This window comes from Ignavigranum ruoffiae (genome assembly GCF_023195815.2).
GTDB lineage: Bacteria > Bacillota > Bacilli > Lactobacillales > Aerococcaceae > Ignavigranum > Ignavigranum ruoffiae.
On the sequence record NZ_CP096206.2, the window covers coordinates 369,469 to 387,104 of the forward strand.

Here is a 17,636-nt window from a genome sequence, read left to right on the forward strand (position 1 = left end):
AAAGCTCAAGCTCAAATCAGATGAAATTGCCCAGTATTATAAAATAATTATTAAATTTTGATGTGATTTCAAATGTTATCAATTGCCTTTAGTCGGAAAGAATTTTATACTAAAACTGAAAACGTTTTCCGATATTTATAATTGTGACTAAATGATAGAAAGGGGTAGGTATTTTGGCTCAATATGATGTGGTTATTGTTGGAGCAGGCCCCGGCGGCTATGTCGCTGCTGAAGAAGCGGCGCGTCTGGGTAAGAAAGTTGCGGTCGTCGAAAGGAACAAAATAGGAGGGACATGTCTAAATGTAGGTTGTATTCCATCCAAAGCCTATTTAGAACATGCCCATTGGCTGCATACAATCAATAAATCCCAGAAGTATGGCATCGATGTTGAAGTAAAATCGATTGATTTTAAGGCGCTACGAGAACGCAAGAATCAAGTCGTCTCGACTTTAAAAAATGGGATTCACTCAACTTTTAAATCATTAAAGATTGATTATATTGAAGGCGAGGCCAGTTTTAAAGAAGACGGTGTTTTATATGTCGATGGGAACAAGATGAATTATCAGGATTTAATTCTAGCAACGGGTGGCCGTCCCTTTATTCCGCCGATTCCTGGACTTGATCAGGTGGATTATCTGACTACTGATAGCTTTTTCGATTTAGACAGCTTGCCGGACAAAATGGTCATTATTGGGGGTGGCGTGATTGCCATTGAATTGGCATATGCTCTCCAAGCTTTTGGGGTTAAAGTCACGGTCTTAGAAGTTGCTAAAGATATCTTGCTGACGGAAGATCCAGATGCTCGCAAAATTGTCAAACAAGCAATCAGTTCTTTAATTGATATTCATATACAGGTGAAAATTAAAGAAGTCGGCCCAAGGGAGGTTATATTAGAAGATGGCTCGACTTATCCATTTGATCAGCTGTTGGTCGCTACCGGCCGGTTGCCAAACACAGAATTAGCACAATCAATCGGCTTGGAATTTGATGATAAAGGACGATTCCTAAAAGTCGATGCTTATTATCAAACATCGAAGCCGCATATTTATGCGATTGGTGATTTGATTGGTGGCTACACCTTAGCCCATGCCGCTTCTGCTGAGGGTATTAAGGCAGTCAGAGCGATTGCTGGTCAAAAGGAAAGACCGGTTCAAATGAAGTCCGTTCCGAGATCCTTATTTGTTAGTCCTGAAGTTGCTAGCTTTGGGATTACAGTTGAGGAAGCCCAAGACAAAGGCTACGAAGTTCTCGTTAAACAGATGCCCTTTGGCTTTAATGGGCGAGCAATTGCTCAAGATACCACTGATGGTTTTGTTAAATTAATCGTTGAGCGCAAATATGGTGAAATATTAGGGTGTGTGGTTTGTGGACCGAATGCCAGTGAAATCTTGCATCAAGTCTTAACCTTAGTCGAATCAGAAGGCACGGTAACCGAGTTGCTTTCAACAATCTTCTCACATCCTACGGTATCTGAGTTAGTGCAGGAGACTGCCAGACTTGTTGTTAGCGAACTTTAGAAGGAGGAAATACCAAAATGGAAAACAAACATTCAACGCCACTTTATGAGGGAAATGCTGATGTTGAAACCAGACGTGCAGCCAGCTTAGAAGTCAAGACGCATACGCTCACTAAAGAACAAACGCTGAGTAAAGATAAAGCCAAAGACATGTACAAGACCATGGAAGATATTCGTAACTTTGAGGATAATGTCAAACGTTTCTTCTCCCAAGGATTGATTCCAGGCTTTGTTCATTTATATGCTGGGGAAGAAGCAGTTGCCAGTGGTATTTGTGCCCATTTAACCGATGATGATTATATTACCTCTACCCACCGGGGACATGGGCACTGTATTGCTAAAGGTGGCGACTTAAATGGAATGATGGCTGAGATCTTCGGTAAAGAAACTGGACTTTGTAAGGGTAAAGGCGGGTCCATGCATATCGCCGATGTTGATAAGGGAATCTTGGGTGCCAATGGGATGGTCGGAGCTGGTTTCGGCTTAGCGACTGGTGCAGCTATGAAAATTAAATACAAAAAAGAAAACAATGTAGCGATATGTTTCTTTGGCGACGGGGGTTCCAATGAAGGCTTGGCTCATGAATGTATGAACATGGCCTCAATTTGGCAACTACCTATCATCTTTGTCTGCGAGAATAACTTATTCGCTGAGTCAACTCCGCAATGGTATTCTTCTGGCTCTGATACGATTGCCGACCGTGCAGTCGCTTATAATATGCCAGGCGTCCGTGTCGATGGCAAAAATATCATGGAAGTGTATGAAGTGGCTGGTCAATATATTGAGCGTGCTCGTCGTGGTGAAGGACCTGCTTTAATTGAATGTTTAACTTACCGTAATCACGGTCACTTCGAAGGAGACGAACAAAAATATAAAAATAAATCAGACAGTCCAGAACTAACATTAGCCTCTACTGACCCATTAGAAGTCTTTAGAAAATATGCGATTGAATCAGGTTTAATGACTGAAGAAGAACTCAATGAAATTCGCGAAGCATCTCAAAAAGAAGTCGAAGCGGCGGTTAAATTTGCCGAAGAAAGTCCTGAACCACAAGCAGAAGCATTGTATGAAGACGTATTTGCCGACTAACCGAGCGATATCTGAAAGGAGATTATAAGATGGCAAGAGAAATCAACTTTATGAAGGCAATCAATGAAGCCTTAGATCAAGCAATGGAAAAAGATGAAAACGTTGTGCTACTTGGAGAAGATATTGCCGGCGGACGAGAAATTGAACACTTAGAGGAACAAAATGAAGATGCTTGGGGTGGAGTATTTGGGGTCACCAAAGGATTAGGTCCTAAATATGGACTCGATCGGGTCATCGATACTCCTTTATCAGAGATGGGTTATATGGGAGCTGCTGTAGGGATGGCCGCTTCAGGACTAAGACCGGTTCCAGAGTTAATGTTCAATGACTTCTTAGGTTTCTGTTTTGACTCCTTATTAGGGCAAGCTTCTAAGATGCGTTACATGTTTGGCGGTAAAGCCAAAGTGCCGATGACAGTTCGAACCAACCATGGTGCGGGAGCTTCAGCCGCTGCTCAACACTCGGGATCATATTATGGTATGATTGGCTCGATTCCGGGAATTAAAGTCGTCGTACCTGCGACCCCTTATGATGCGAAAGGGTTATTATTAGCGGCAATAGAAGATGATAATCCCGTAGTTTACTTTGAAGATAAAATCCTCTATGGTCAAAAGGGAGAAGTGCCTGAAGACTATTATACCGTTCCGATTGGTAAAGCCAATGTAGTCAAAGAAGGGGAAGACTTAACCATTGTGACTATTGGTAAGATGTTATACGTGGCCTTAGAAGTCGCGGATACCTTAGCCAAGGATAATGTATCTGTTGAAGTGATTGACTTACGTACAGTGGCTCCGTGGGACGAAGAAACGATTATCGAATCCGTGAAGAAAACAAATCGCCTCATCGTCATTGATGAAGCGAATCCACATAATAATACTGCGACCGATATTGCTTCGGTTGTTGGCCAGAAAGCATTTGATTACCTTGACGGACCGATCAAAACAGTCTGTGCACCAAACACTCCGGCACCTTTTGCGGCAAATCTTGAGGCCTTATATATTCCCAATGCCGATAAAGTCCTGAAAGAATGTGCAGAACTGATCGACGACCTGAAGAATGCGAAATAGGAGGTGAGTTTGGATGGCAAGCAATATTGTAATGCCCACACTTGGACTAACGATGACTGAAGGAACCATTGAATATTTAGCCGTAGCAGTTGGCGATAAAGTAGCCAAAGGTGATATCGTAGCCGAAATTTCATCAGAAAAATTGACCGGCCCGGTCGAGGCTAATGCCGACGGCCTTGTCTTAAAAATATTGGTCAGCGAAGGCGATGTCGTTCGGATCAAAGAACCCCTGATGGTGATAGGTCAAGAGGGCGAAACAGTGGCTGAAGAAGAGATGGAATCTCCAGCTACTGAAGCAACGGAGCACACACAAGAAGATCGCTCAACTGAACCGGTGGAAGCAGAGGAGACAAAGAAACAGCAAGCAGAAAATAAGCAAGAACGGATTTTTGCGACCCCTCTGGCGCGCAAGATGGCCAAAGAGAAAGGCATTGATCTAGCTAAAGTGAATGGCACGGGTGGTAACGGCCGTATTACTCGTCTCGATATAGATCGTTATGTGCCAATGGAAGATGAAAGTCGAGAAACTCAATCCTCAACAAGCAAAGTGGCTGATCTACCAGAATGGGGACAAGGTTTACAAGGCATGCGGAAGACCATTGCTCAACGTATGATGCGCAGTGTTCAAACAACAGCCCAAGTAACCAACCAGCGCAAGGCAGATGTGACAAAACTGATGGAGTTTAGACAAGATATTAAGGCTAAGGTTTCTAGCCCACTGAATCATGGTGAAATCTCAATCAATACTTTGGTGACTAAAGCAGTTATCTTATCCCTTCAAGAACATCCAGCTTTAAATGCTTGGTATCATAATGGTGAACATACGGTAATGGATGAGATTCACATTGGCATGGCGACAGATTTAGAAGAAGGCTTGGTGGTACCGGTGATTCGCAATGCTGATCGGATGCCTTTATCTAAATTGGGACCGGCTATTGCGGATGTGGCTTCACAGGCTCGTAATGGAGAATTACCAGGCGACTTATATAGTGGCTCTACCTTTACCATTACCAATTTAGGGGGAACAAATGTTGAATACTTTACCCCGATTATCAATTTACCAGAAGTGGCCATACTAGGTGTCGGTGCGATTCAAGACGAGTTGGTCCTAGATCACGGCGAAGTCAAAGTCGCTAAGAAATTGCCACTCAGTTTAACGTATGACCATCAAATCATTGATGGAGCACCTGCTGCTCGCTTCTTGGAAACGTTGGTAGGCTACTTGCAAGACCCGTATCGCTTAATTATTTAGCCAGTGACAGACTTTGACGAAGACCTCTACAGCTTTATGACCTGTGGAGGTTTTTGTGGTTTCAATCTGCTGATTAATTATGTTATTGTAGATAATAACGATAATGGTTTAGTTCGAGAAGGAGGGATGCTATGGTCAGCGTGAGTGATATTGCACGTTTAGCGGGAGTTTCAAAGAGTACGGTATCGCGCTATTTAAATAATGGTCAAGTCAGTCCAAAAACGCGACAAAAAATTAAAAAAATTATTGAAGAAACTGGCTATCAGCCCAATGTCTTTGCTCAGAGTTTGAAAGCCCAACAGACGAATTTTATTGGGGTGGTCATCCCTCGTTTTGATTCGCGGTCAGTAAATATTGCCTTGAAGGCAATTGACCAAACTGCTCTGGCTGCCGGTTTCCAAATATTTATTGTTAATTCTCAATTGGATCCACAACGGGAATTGGATAATCTTAAATTGCTTCAACATCTGAAAGTGGCTGGAATATTATTCTTCGCGACCAATGTTCGTAAGGAAATTACCGACTGGGTCGAACAGACGGAGATACCTGTGCTATTTATTGGGCAAGAAATGATTGGCCACTCTTATATTATTCACAATGATTTTCAAGCAGGGAAAATTCTAGCAGCTCATCTTTGGCAACAAGGTTATCGGGATATTCTCTATATTAGTGTCAGTCAAAGTGACAAAGCAGTGGGTATTGATCGTCTAAATGGTTTTAAAAGTTATTTAGCTGATAAGGATCTTAAGCTTGAAATCTTATTAAGTGACTTTGATCAGACCCATATCAAACAAGTTTTAAGGCCCCAACTGAACCAGTTAAAGGGTAGAGTCATTGTCTGTGCGACCGATAGTTTAGCTCAAGCAGTCATTCAGTTATTAAAAGACCATGGTTATCAAGTTCCAACAGATGTAGCGGTAGCTGGATTTGGCGGCTACAGTGCTTTAAATCGAGGTCAACCTATGATTACTTCAGTGGCCTTTGGTTATGAAGAGATTGGAATCCGCGCTTTCCATCTGATTAAAGAATTAATTCAACAGCCTAAATCAGTCAAAATTGAATTGGTGCCAAATTATTTAACCATCGGCAAATCTACTTAAAGCTCAAAGAAGGCTTGTAATTTACAAGCTTTGTGCTAAAATTAAATGGAACCGGTTCCTGTTGGATTGAAAAGGAGGATAAATTATGAAACATCGTCAGACGGTCGAGCAATTGTTAGCTGCTATAGGTGGTCAAGAAAACATTAAATTAGCTGAGCATTGTGCCACACGCTTAAGGTTGATATTACACGATAATGATAAATTAAATAAAGATGAAGCTGAGCAGATTCAAGGCATCAAAGGTTATTTTTATAGTACGGGGCAACATCAGTTTGTTTTTGGAACCGGTACCGTTAATGAGGTGTATCAAGACCTTCTTTCAGTGATTGATCAGGATAAGCTAGCTGAAGGGGATATTAAGTCAGAAGTTTACCAGAATATGACACCCGTTCAAAAAGTCGTCCGAACTTTTGCTGATATTCTGGTGCCCTTAATTCCAGCCCTAGTCACTACAGGATTACTGATGGGCTTGCGTGGATTTTTAGTTGAATTAGGTTTAGATATGACGCCGGAATTTGCCACCATGTTTGGTGTGTTAACGGATACGGCTTTTGCCTTTCTACCAGTGTTGATTGCCTACAGTGCGAGTAAGAAATTTGGTGGCAATCCGATTATGGGGATTGTGATTGGTTTAATGATGGTCGCTCCCCAGTTACCGAATGCTTATAGTGTGGGTTCAGGAGATGCTGAAGCTCTCAATATCTTTGGCATTAATATTGTCGCCTATCAAGGGAGTATTTTTCCAGCTATTATTGCCGGCTGGTTAATTGCTAAGATTGAACAATGGTGTCGAACTTGGGTGCCTAAGATGATGGATTTAGTCGTCACGCCATTCCTATCCTTATTGATTACTTTTGTGACGATTATATTTATTCTAGGTCCGGTGATTCAAGCGGTTGAGCATTTTGTGATTAATGGCATTGTTACTTTAATAGAAGCACCTTTAGGATTGGGTTATATCATCTTTGGTGGCTTACAACAAGCAATCGTAGTCACTGGTTTGCATCATTCGATCGGCGTAATTGAGCTTTCGCTCTTAAGTGAGACAGGCCGGAATGTGATTCAACCCTTGACGACGGCATCAATGGCAGGTCAATTTGGGGCAGCAATTGGGGCAGCCTTCTTGGTCAAAGATGCAGTTCGCCGGATGAATATGATTAATGCCTCTGTGCCAACTTTATTTGGTATTACTGAACCTTTATTATTTGGGGTCAATCTAAGATCCTTAAGAATTTTTGTCTCAGGGATTATCGGTGGGGCAGCTGGTGGGCTAGTAACCTACTTAATGCATTTGACGGCTCCTGGTATGGGCATTACTTTTATTCCTGGTTTATTATTCTATACCGAAAGTTTTGGCCTATTATTGAATTATCTGATTGTGATTGGCGTATCCTTCGCGGTAGCCTTCGTCTTAGTCCAAGCACAGAGAAAGTATATCGTCGATGAAATCTAGTGAGGGGGGAAGTTGTGTGCAAGATCTGAATCTGACTGATCAATGGCGGCAAAGTTATCATATTATGCCTGAGCAAGGTTGGTTAAATGATCCCAACGGTTTGATTCATTTTGATGACTATTATCACATCTATTATCAATACGTTCCCGAATCAGCTACCGGTGGCAAGACCCATTGGGGTCATAAACGGTCGAAAGATTTACTACATTTTGAAGATTGTCCTATATTTATGTCCCCGGATTTTGAATTTGATCGGGATGGTGTTTATTCAGGGTCAGCAATAGAGTATCAAGGAAAGATTCATTATTTTTATACTGGCAACGTGAAACTAGAGGGCGATTATGATTATATCTATTCTGGTCGAGAACAAAATACTGTTCATGTAGTGAGTCCAGATGGTCTGACTATTGAATCCAGATCGGTCGTAATCCCTCATCAAGCTTATCCCGCAGGTTTCACCGATCATATCCGCGACCCCAAGGTATTTGCTCACGATAATCGATTTATCATGCTTCTTGGTGGGCGACGAGCAGATCATCATGGTAGCATCTTACTTTATCAATCAAAGAATTTAGAAGATTGGCAATATATGGGTGAAGTCTTGTCGGCTCAAGATCAGATGGGTTATATGTGGGAATGTCCTGATTTCTTCAGCTTGGCTCAGCAAGATATCTTAGTCTTCTCTCCTCAAGGAATTCGGGAACAGGATTATCAGTTTAATAATCGTCATGTTGCAGGTTATTTAGTTGGCTCCATGGATTGGCAGGGGAACAAGTTCACCTCCCAGAAAGCTTTTAAAGAATTTGATCGGGGGTTTGACTTCTATGCTCCCCACACCTTCCAAGATGCAAAAGGTCGACGAATCCTCATCGCTTGGTTTGGCTTGGGCGATATTAAACCGGAATACACGAATCCAACGATTGCTAGAGGCTGGCAGCATTGTTTAACCATGCCTCGAGAATTGTATTGGTCTCGAGACAATCTTTGCCAACGACCTTTGCCTGAGTATCAACAATTACGACAAAAACAAGGTCAGGCTGATTTTACAACGGACCAAGCTCTTTCAATCGATCTGGAGCAAGCTGCTTTCGAACTTATTCTGACTTGGCCAACTTCACCGCAATCCTTTGAAATTCGCTTGCGTCAAGATACTCTTTTGACTTATGATGGAAAGGGAATCCTATGTTTGAAACATGGGCCTTCAGGTTATGGTCGTAACTATCGATCAATTCAACTTGACGCGATTAACCAATTACAAATTTTCTCGGATGCCTCTTCTCTGGAAATCTTTATCAATGATGGTTTATATACCATGTCGACCCGAATATATCCTCAAAAAGACCAAAACAAAGTGAGCGTCCAATCCAGTGCAGATGGTTCCATTCAATATTGGCAACTTGGACAAAAGGAGGGATAGGATGTACATTGGAGCAATTGAAGCAGGGGGGACCAAATTCGTTATAGCAATCCTTGATGAACAAGGAAATATTGTTGAACGAAAGAGCTTTCCCACGACTTCGCCGGCAGAAACCTTTCAACGTATTTATCAAGTCTTAGATGCGCATGAGTTAAAAGCGATTGGTGTAGGCTCATTCGGTCCGATTGATGTGGATAAAAATTCATCCACTTATGGTTATATTACCTCAACACCTAAATTGAAGTGGCGAAATACAGACTTTCTGGGCCCACTGAAAGAAAGATACCAACTTCCTATCAGTTGGACGACCGATGTCAATGCCTCAGTGATCGGTGAATATCATTATGGGGCAGGACAAAATACTCAACATTGCGTTTACTTTACCATTGGGACGGGGGTAGGCGCTGGGATTGTGGTCAATGATCAACTCTTAACCTATAACTACCATCCGGAAGCCGGTCATCTGATGGCCAAACGTCATCCTCAAGATATGGAATTTGCCGGGATCTGTCCTAATCATGGCGATTGTATTGAAGGATTGATTAGTGGTCCAGCCATTCAAGCCCGCTGGGGTAAGCCGGCCGAGGAACTAGTCAATCAGGCTCAAGTATGGGAGATTGAAGCATATTATCTGGCCCAATTAATATATAATCTGCAATTAGTTTTACGGACTGAGCGTTTCATTCTTGGCGGCGGTGTGATGCATGTTCCTGGTTTGATTGATCAAGTCCGCGACCAAGTCAAACAACTCAACCATGATTATATTGAAATGGGAGATCTCAACCAACTGATTGTTCTACCAGAATTAGGCGATAATGCAGCGATTATGGGTTGCTATTATCAAGCTAAGCAACTTTTGATGAATTAAACAAGCTGCATTAAACAGATGATTTTTTCATATTCGTCAGCGCCTGTTAAACGATAGAAAAATATTTGCTAGCCAATAAAGACCAAGATCGAAAGTTATTTATCCTGATTTTAACTTTTTTGGACCAGAAGTATCTGATACTTTATCATTTTAAAACCAGAAGCTCGATTGAAATTTTCAGATCGGGCTTCTCGTTATGTTTTTTGAAATAAATGGTGTTTACTAACTTTAATGCCAATATTCCAAGAGTGGCCCCTCGGGACCAAACACTGGATCTTGGCTAGGGAGGGCGACTTTTTTAATTTGTTCAAAAGTTGCTTCAGCAATAGGTTCTGTTGGATAACACATCTTATAATCACTACCGCCAGGGTAGGCGCCAATCACTTTAAACTCATTACTAGCTTGCAGACGTTTATGACCAGTGCCGGCGGGAAGGACTAAGACATCACCTTGTTTTATTTGTAAGGACATGCCTTCTGGGCCGCCAATTTGTACGTTGGCTTGACCCGCTTGAACCACTAAGACTTCGTGGGTGTTGTCATGGAAGTGATGCTGGTCTAGAATCCCATCGACCCAGGCATTCGACCAATCATGTTGGGCCAGGATATCGATGATCTCCGCGCTGGATTTATTAGTCATGGCAGATGGATAGAACAGAACAGGCAGGGTGGGATGATTAGGGACACCTTGATTTGTTTTTAAATAATAAGTTTCAATCTTGCTTGTCATTGTAATCACTCCAATTATCGGGGGAAATATGGTTCTTAATCAGCGAAATCAATTCGAGTAAGAGGCAATGAATTTTCCCTGTGATCCGAGTCAGCGCGATGATCAGCATCAACAGTGTTTATTGATCCATGTCATTGACTTCATAAGTTCTAAGCGGGTTGTCCTGACTCACAATGTTAGCAATCGTTTTAGCAACCTTGCTCACTTCTATTGGCCGATTATTCCATGCTTTTGAGTCAGGCTGAATCCGACCTAGAATCTGTTGGGCTTGTTTGACGGTCTCCGGCCGGCTTTCTCCGTACATCATGGTCGGACGGATGATGACAGTGTCTTGAACCGCTTGTCGACTCGCTGTTTCACCTTGACTCTTAGCCTGTCGGTATCGTTCAGGCGTTGCGGTTGTATTCAAATTCGCTGAAATAAAGATGAATCGTGCAGTCGGGCGATATTTGCCGACAGTCTCAGCAATCGTCTGCGCAGCTTCTACAATGACGTGTTGATAGGTATAACCTTTTTCCAGGTTTTCTTGGAAAAGTCCGACCAAATTAATCACCGTATCGACCTGATCTAAATGTTCTTGCCATTGGTCTGGGGCAAATAAATCAGCTTCAACCCATTTGATTTGGGGATTAAATTTATCCGGTTGATTGGCATCAAAAGACCGAGTCACAGCCGTAATCTCATGCTGGTCGGCTAAGAGTTGTTTCACAATCTCTTGGCCGAGAAAACCACTCGCGCCAAATATCAATATTCGTTTCATCAGCTATCTCCTCCTTGATTATCTTCTCGTTACCATGATCATAAAGGAAGGCGAAATGGAATGAAATTATTTTGCTTAGCAATTTGGCGCAAAGTCTGGAATGCCCTAAAGCCCCGTCAGACTACTAAAAAGATCTTTGCTTACATTCGATTAATATGGACGGTCTTGAAGACAAATTTGTCGGCGCGGGCCGTACTCTTGGTGTACTCAATCACTCGATTAATATTATCAAAGGTTTGACGGAGAATAATCAGCGCCGGATCTTTGTCAGGGACTTGCAAGTATTTAGCTGCTTTATTCTCTATCATGGCTGCTTGGAATTCTTCCTTGGCATTCTGAATAAAAATTTGATAACGATCCTTCATCAGTTGGTAGAGGCTATGGTCTTCCAAATCTTTCTGAGTCAAGTCAGAGAAGATGTTGTCGGGTAAATAAGTTTCTTCCAGCAACATCGGATCTTGATCGGCTAGACGCAGACGTTTGAAGTAGACCACGGGATCTGCCAAGTGTAGTTGGAGTTTACTGGAGACCTCGAGACTGGCTTCAATGCGCTTAAAGGCCAAGATTTGATTGCTGGGTTCTTTACCTAAGAGACGCATATTTTCAGTGAAACTGTATAGATTGGTGAGGTTAATTTTTTGATGGGCGGGGTCGAGGACTAAGCTGCCTTTGCCGTGAATGATATCAATATAACCAAAAGATTCGAGCTCTTTAAGAGCTAGTCTCACCGTTGTTCGACTTAAGCGATAAAGTTCGGCAATTTTTCTTTCCGAAGGTAGATAGTCCCCTGGTTCTAACTCAGAATGAATCATGTGAATCAGTTCATTTTTGAGTTGTAAATACAAACTAGCTTTATTCAAGCGGATACCTCCTTCAATACTTTAAACTAAAAACATATTATACCATTCTTTCACAATAGGCTATGAAAAAATCATGAAATTAATATTATGGCAACAATTTGTGAAATAATATTGACTAAATTGAAAGCGTTTTTTATAATAGTACTGGTAGTAACCAGGTAAGGGAGGGGAATTATGTTAGGGTTAATTATTACCGGACACGGTGAATTCGCGCCAGGCATGGAACAAGCGGTCACGATGATTGCGGGACAGCAGAATAATCTATCCAGTGTGGCCTTTCGCGAATCAATGAATTTAGAAGATTTCCAAGCAACATTACAAAGAACGATTGATGAGCAGTTAGCCGAGAGTGAGGGTGTGATTATCTTCACCGATTTGAAAGGTGGCACCCCATTTAATACGGTAGCTTTACTGACCGATAAACAAGACAAGGTTAAGATTATGGCGGGGACCAATCTGCCGATGTTAATCGAAGCCACTTTGATGGCGGGTGTCTTAACCGATCCAGATCAGTTGGCCCGTCAATTGGCGCAAACTGGTCGCGAGAATGTTGAATTTGTTGATTTTGAAGCGCTGGCTGAAGAGCCCAGTGAAGATGAAATGGATGGAATTTAATGAATAATATACTCAACCAAGTTCTGGTCACCTCTTTAGTGGTCATTTGTTTAGCCATTATTACGGTACTTATTTATTATTTGTTCAATAAGCGATTTTATGACAAGCAACGGAAGCATTTCGAAGAGCTCCATCTAAACCTTAAAGTGAATGACCAAGTCGAATTCTCGAATGGTTTAATTGGAACGATTGTTAAAGTTGGTTCAGAATATTGTGATATTAAAGTCAAATCGGGGGCAGTGATGACGGTCTCACGGTTTGCGATTTCTAGATTTGTGGAAGGAGATTTATAAATGCCAAATATTGTCTTAACTCGAATTGATAACCGTTTAATTCATGGTCAAGTAGCGACCCAATGGACCGGATCGATTGGGGCTAATTTACTCTTGGTGGCTAATGATCAGGTAGCTAAGAACCAAATGCGTCAACGTTTAATGAAGATGGCGGCGCCGACCTCAGCACAGACGCGTTTCTTTACCATTGACCATACTATTGAAATCATTCATAAAGCTGCAGACCGGCAAAAAATCTTTATCATTTGTGAAAATCCGCAAGACGTATTGCGTTTAGTTGAAGGAGGTGTCCCAATTACCAAAGTAAATATCGGGAATATGCATATGGCGGAAGGTAAGAAACAAGTCGTCGGTTCAGTCGCGGTAGACCAAGCGGATGTGGAAGCATTCAAGCAACTCCGAGATAAAGGGGTTGAGTTGGAAATTCGTCGCGTACCTACCGAAAGTGCCGAATCGATTGACAAAGTCTTTGAAGCGTTCTAGTTAAGAAAGGGAAGGAGTGAATACCATGCAGTATTCAGTAATTCAAATTGCATTTGTTTTTATTTTTACATTTATTGCTGCAATTGACCAATTTAACTTGCTGGAATCAATCTATCAACCGATTGTAGCCGGCCCAATTATTGGTTTAATTTTAGGAGATCTTGAAACTGGTTTGGCCGTGGGTGCCACCTATCAATTGATGACCATCGGGAACATGCCAGTCGGAGGGGCTCAACCACCTAATGCGGTTGTTGGTGGTATCATGGCGACTGTATTAGCGATTTCTTTGGGGCTTTCACCTACAGAAGCCGTTGGGGCGGCCATTCCATTCGCCTTACTCGGTCAATATGGAATTACCTTACTCTTTACCGCCATGTCACCAATGATGTCTAAGGCGGACGATATGGCTCATGAAGCTAATCCACGCGGTATTGATCGTTTGAATTATAGTGCCATGGGCATTCTTGGTTTGATTTTTGGGGTAATTGTCACGCTATTCTTTATCGGTGGGGCTCAATTCGGTAATGATATTCTAGCTGCGATTCCTGAATGGGTAATGAGTGGTTTAGGGGCAGCCGGAGGTATGATGCGTTTCGTCGGGTTTGCAACCTTACTTAAAGTAATGATTTCTAAGCCATTATGGGGCTTCTATTTCTTAGGATTTGCCTTAGCTTTAATCGTCAATGGTTTGGAAGGATTAGGCAGCTCTGCCTTACTCATCCTAGCGATTATTGGTTTTGCTTTAGCCTTCTGGGATTTCCAAATCCAAACTAAAGTCGCTGCAAGTTCAAATGATATGGGAGGTTTTGAAGATGGCATTTAATATTCCTGATACATATTCAAATTTAAATCCGGCCGAGAGATTAGATAAGAAGACTCTTAACCGGATGGTACTCCGTTCATTTAACTTACAAGGTAGTTTCAACTACGAACGGATGCAAGCTGCTGGTTGGTTATATTCTATCTTACCTGGTTTGGAGAAAATCCATAAAGATAACAAAGATGACTTAGCTGTATCGATGTCTCATAACTTGGAATTCTTTAATACTCACCCATTCTTAGTAACTTTCGTCATGGGGATTATCTTATCCCTTGAACAAAACAAGGTTGATATCCCAACTATTCGTGCCGTCCGGGTCGCTGCCATGGGACCTCTTGGTGGGATTGGGGACGCGCTCTTCTGGTTCACTTTGGTACCTATTACTGCTGGGATAACCGCCCAAATGGCCTTAGATGGCAATGTGATGGGACCGATTATGTTCCTACTCATCTTTAATATCTTCCAATTCGTCATTCGTTATTGGTTGATGTATTGGTCTTATGATTTAGGGGTTAACGCTATTGATGTCCTAACCGCCCATGCGACAGAATTCACTCGGGCCGCGTCTATCCTTGGGGTATTCGTTGTGGGTGCCTTGACCGTGCTTTACGGAGCTACTAATATTGCAAACTTCAATATTCCTAACGGAACGACCCAAGAACCTACTGCGATTACTGAAGTCGTTTCATCAGAAGAATTGAATAAATATGAAGCGCTGATCTATGAAGATGTGGCTGAGAAGACTGCTAAAGCCGGTCAAGAAGATGCCAGCATCACTGAGTTACCAAGTGGTAAATATCAAGTGGTCTATAATCAATTTAACGAAACACCGGTGAATATTAATGTTCAAGAAATCTTAGATGGAATCTTACCGAAATTGATTCCATTAGCAATTACCATGTTGCTATATTATCTCATGGCCTTCAAGTCATGGACCCCATTGAAATGTATCATCCTCATCTTAATTATTGGTTTGATTGGGGCTGGACCTTTTGGAATCTGGCCAAGCATTTGGGGTTAAGCAGACCTAGATTTTAAATTTAGAAAGGAATCTTATGAGAAAAGTAATTATCAGTCAAGCAAAGAAAGATCATATCACTCAATTATCGAATGCAGATTCAGTGATTGCCGCGTTGGCGATCGATCAACGGGGTTCTTTAAAGAAAATGTTAGCTGCTGGAGATACCGGGCAAAAGGATGTTGAAGAGATTATTATCGACTTCAAGCAACTGGTTTCGCAAGAATTAACTAAGTACGCCAGTTCAATTCTGTTAGATCCAGAATACGGCTTGCCTGCGGCTAAGAAACGTGATAAAGATGCTGGTTTGTTACTTGCTTATGAGAAGACCGGATATGACGCGACTGAAGAAGGACGTTTGCCTGATGTCTTGGAAGAGTGGTCCGCTTATCGTTTGAAAGAAGCGGGTGCGGATGCTGTCAAGTTCCTACTCTATTATGATGTCGACGAAGATTCAACTATCAATGAATTCAAGCATGTTTATATGGAAAGAATTGGTCAGGAATGCAAGGCTTTAGATATGCCTTTCTTCCTTGAAATCGTTTCTTATGATGCGACGATTGCCGATGCTAAGAGTCGAGAATATGCCAAGTTAAAGCCTCATAAAGTCATTGAGGCCATGAAAGAATTCTCAAAAGATAAATATCAAGTTGATGTCTTAAAAGTCGAAGTTCCTGTTAATATGAACTTTGTTCAAGGGTTTGTTGAAGATCAAGCCGATCAAGTTTATACTCGAGAAGAAGCCTTAGCTTATTTTAAAGAACAGAGCGAGGCAACTCACCTCCCATTTATTTTCTTAAGTGCTGGGGTGAGTATGGAACTCTTTGAACAGACCCTCTATTTCGCGAAGGAAGCAGGATCAAGCTTTAACGGTGTACTTTGTGGACGGGCAACCTGGAAGGATGCAGTGTCCATCTATGCCGAGTCTGGACCAGAACAAACTACAGAATGGTTACAAACCCAAGGTCGTCAAAATATCGAGACCTTGAATCAAGCTATTAAAGAAACGGCGCATTCTTGGGAAGATAAAGTCGAAGTCAAATAAGTTTTTAAATTCCAATTGTGCCAACAATTGGAATTTTTTAAATGGATGAAAGCGGTTTTCTATTTATATAAAGGAGAGAGAATATGTTTGAAGCAAGTCAAGAATATTTAGCCTCAATTGGCGCAGCGATTACGACCAAGGAAATTAAGCAACAGCCCCAACTGTGGCAAGAAGCTTACCAACTCTATCGTCAACAAGAAGATAAAATTAACCGATTCTTAGAAGATATCTTTGCCAAACACGATTTTGTGAAAGTAATTTTCTCAGGAGCAGGGACTTCTGAATTTGTCGGTCAAACCATTAGTCCTTATTTAAATAAGATTCATGATGGCCACCATATCCAATTTGAAAGTGTGCCGACGACTCATATCGTAGCCGCCCCTGAATATTATTTACAAAAAGATATGCCAACCATTTTGGTTTCATTCGCTCGCAGTGGAAATTCACCAGAAAGTTTAAAAACTGTCGAATTGGCCAAGGAATTGGTGGACGATCTCTATCAAATTACGATTACCTGTGCCCCTGAAGGAAAGTTAGCCCAAGCAAGTCAAGGCGACGAAAGCAATCTGCTCTTGCTCCAACCTGCGGGCTCTAATGACCAAGGTTTTGCCATGACGGGTTCTTATACCTGTATGAGTCTGACCGCTTTATTAGTCTTTGACCAAACCATCGACAAAGATGGAATGATTGACGCCATCGTTAAAATGGGTCAAAATGTCTTGGAAGAAGAAGAGCGTATTCAATCGTTAGCAGACTTAGCCTTCAAACGGATTATTTATTTAGGAGCCAATGGTTTCTTTGGTCTCGCACGCGAATCACAATTAAAGATCTCTGAGCTTACAGCGGGTAAAATTGCTACCATGTATGACAGTCCCTTAGGGTTCCGCCACGGACCAAAATCATTTATTGACGAGGACAGCTTGGTGGTCGTTTATGTTTCAAATAATGACTATACCCGCCTTTACGACCAAGATTTAATCAATGAAGTCTATCATGATCAGATCGCTAAGCAAGTGTTCACGCTGAATGTGGATGAATTAGCCGAGGTTCAAGCAGACCAATTTGTCTTTGACAATCAGTATCGAAGCTTAGCCGATGTTTATCTAAGCTTCCCATACATCTTATTCGCTCAAACTTTGGCTTTGTTAACCTCGATTAAGATTGGTAACAAGCCCGACACTCCTTCACCAAGTGGAACAGTCAACCGAGTTGTCCAAGGCGTTATTTTGCACGAATACAAGTAAGAAAGCT

Annotated in this window: 18 protein-coding genes; 15 read left to right on the forward strand and 3 right to left on the reverse strand. The window is 41.9% G+C overall.

What is annotated here, in order from left to right; genetic code table 11:
* Positions 1 to 173: 173 nt before the first annotated feature.
* From lpdA to M0R79_RS01835, 8 genes are all read left to right on the forward strand, one after another.
* Positions 174 to 1,517: a dihydrolipoyl dehydrogenase gene (lpdA, locus tag M0R79_RS01800; RefSeq protein WP_248416664.1), complete on the forward strand. Its 1,344-nt coding sequence runs from the start codon at positions 174 to 176 to the stop codon at positions 1,515 to 1,517.
* 17 nt (positions 1,518 to 1,534) lie between these two features.
* Positions 1,535 to 2,605, forward strand: coding sequence for a thiamine pyrophosphate-dependent dehydrogenase E1 component subunit alpha (locus M0R79_RS01805; RefSeq protein ID WP_310795413.1), 1,071 nt, complete (start codon positions 1,535 to 1,537; stop codon positions 2,603 to 2,605).
* A gap of 29 nt (positions 2,606 to 2,634) precedes the next feature.
* Positions 2,635 to 3,672, forward strand: coding sequence for an alpha-ketoacid dehydrogenase subunit beta (locus M0R79_RS01810; RefSeq protein ID WP_248416663.1), 1,038 nt, complete (start codon positions 2,635 to 2,637; stop codon positions 3,670 to 3,672).
* A gap of 13 nt (positions 3,673 to 3,685) precedes the next feature.
* A complete protein-coding gene (locus M0R79_RS01815; protein WP_248416662.1) occupies positions 3,686 to 4,924 on the forward strand; it encodes a dihydrolipoamide acetyltransferase family protein in 1,239 nt (412 codons plus the stop codon).
* 131 nt (positions 4,925 to 5,055) lie between these two features.
* The gene (locus tag M0R79_RS01820; RefSeq protein ID WP_248416661.1) at positions 5,056 to 6,024 is read left to right on the forward strand and encodes a LacI family DNA-binding transcriptional regulator; all 969 of its coding nucleotides are present in this window, start codon (positions 5,056 to 5,058) and stop codon (positions 6,022 to 6,024) included.
* Positions 6,025 to 6,109: 85 nt separating this feature from the next.
* Positions 6,110 to 7,477 (forward strand): PTS transporter subunit EIIC, encoded by a 1,368-nt coding sequence (locus tag M0R79_RS01825; RefSeq protein ID WP_248416660.1) that lies wholly within the window; start codon positions 6,110 to 6,112, stop codon positions 7,475 to 7,477.
* Positions 7,478 to 7,493: 16 nt separating this feature from the next.
* A complete protein-coding gene (locus tag M0R79_RS01830; protein ID WP_248416659.1) occupies positions 7,494 to 8,894 on the forward strand; it encodes a glycoside hydrolase family 32 protein in 1,401 nt (466 codons plus the stop codon).
* Between the two features lies 1 nt (position 8,895).
* On the forward strand, positions 8,896 to 9,762 hold the full coding sequence (locus M0R79_RS01835; protein WP_248416658.1) for an ROK family protein: 867 nt from the start codon (positions 8,896 to 8,898) through the stop codon (positions 9,760 to 9,762).
* A gap of 228 nt (positions 9,763 to 9,990) precedes the next feature.
* Here the strand turns inward: M0R79_RS01835 and M0R79_RS01840 are convergent, their stop codons facing one another.
* The 3 genes from M0R79_RS01840 to M0R79_RS01850 form a co-directional block, all read right to left on the reverse strand.
* A complete protein-coding gene (locus M0R79_RS01840) occupies positions 9,991 to 10,491 on the reverse strand; it encodes a cupin domain-containing protein (RefSeq protein ID WP_248416657.1) in 501 nt (166 codons plus the stop codon).
* A 118-nt stretch (positions 10,492 to 10,609) separates the two neighbouring features.
* On the reverse strand, positions 10,610 to 11,251 hold the full coding sequence (locus M0R79_RS01845) for an NAD-dependent epimerase/dehydratase family protein (RefSeq protein WP_248416656.1): 642 nt from the start codon (positions 11,249 to 11,251) through the stop codon (positions 10,610 to 10,612).
* 140 nt (positions 11,252 to 11,391) lie between these two features.
* The gene (locus tag M0R79_RS01850; RefSeq protein WP_248416655.1) at positions 11,392 to 12,111 is read right to left on the reverse strand and encodes a GntR family transcriptional regulator; all 720 of its coding nucleotides are present in this window, start codon (positions 12,109 to 12,111) and stop codon (positions 11,392 to 11,394) included.
* Between the two features lie 174 nt (positions 12,112 to 12,285).
* Here M0R79_RS01850 and M0R79_RS01855 point away from each other — a divergent pair, with 174 nt between their 5' ends.
* The 7 genes from M0R79_RS01855 (at position 12,286) to M0R79_RS01885 (ending at position 17,629) form a co-directional block, all read left to right on the forward strand.
* Positions 12,286 to 12,726, forward strand: coding sequence for a PTS sugar transporter subunit IIA (locus M0R79_RS01855; protein WP_248416654.1), 441 nt, complete (start codon positions 12,286 to 12,288; stop codon positions 12,724 to 12,726).
* Positions 12,726 to 13,019: a preprotein translocase subunit YajC gene (locus M0R79_RS01860; protein ID WP_092572151.1), complete on the forward strand. Its 294-nt coding sequence runs from the start codon at positions 12,726 to 12,728 to the stop codon at positions 13,017 to 13,019. Before M0R79_RS01855 ends, M0R79_RS01860 begins: the two co-directional genes overlap by 1 nt.
* Positions 13,020 to 13,502: a PTS N-acetylgalactosamine transporter subunit IIB gene (agaV, locus tag M0R79_RS01865; protein ID WP_092572152.1), complete on the forward strand. Its 483-nt coding sequence runs from the start codon at positions 13,020 to 13,022 to the stop codon at positions 13,500 to 13,502.
* 25 nt (positions 13,503 to 13,527) lie between these two features.
* On the forward strand, positions 13,528 to 14,325 hold the full coding sequence (locus tag M0R79_RS01870) for a PTS mannose/fructose/sorbose/N-acetylgalactosamine transporter subunit IIC (protein WP_092572154.1): 798 nt from the start codon (positions 13,528 to 13,530) through the stop codon (positions 14,323 to 14,325).
* Positions 14,315 to 15,343 (forward strand): PTS system mannose/fructose/sorbose family transporter subunit IID, encoded by a 1,029-nt coding sequence (locus tag M0R79_RS01875; RefSeq protein ID WP_248416653.1) that lies wholly within the window; start codon positions 14,315 to 14,317, stop codon positions 15,341 to 15,343. Before M0R79_RS01870 ends, M0R79_RS01875 begins: the two co-directional genes overlap by 11 nt.
* A 34-nt stretch (positions 15,344 to 15,377) precedes the next feature.
* Positions 15,378 to 16,385: a tagatose-bisphosphate aldolase gene (lacD, locus tag M0R79_RS01880; RefSeq protein WP_248416652.1), complete on the forward strand. Its 1,008-nt coding sequence runs from the start codon at positions 15,378 to 15,380 to the stop codon at positions 16,383 to 16,385.
* Between the two features lie 83 nt (positions 16,386 to 16,468).
* Positions 16,469 to 17,629, forward strand: a complete 1,161-nt coding sequence (locus M0R79_RS01885) for an SIS domain-containing protein (protein ID WP_248416651.1) — start codon at positions 16,469 to 16,471, stop codon at positions 17,627 to 17,629.
* Positions 17,630 to 17,636 lie beyond the last annotated feature (7 nt).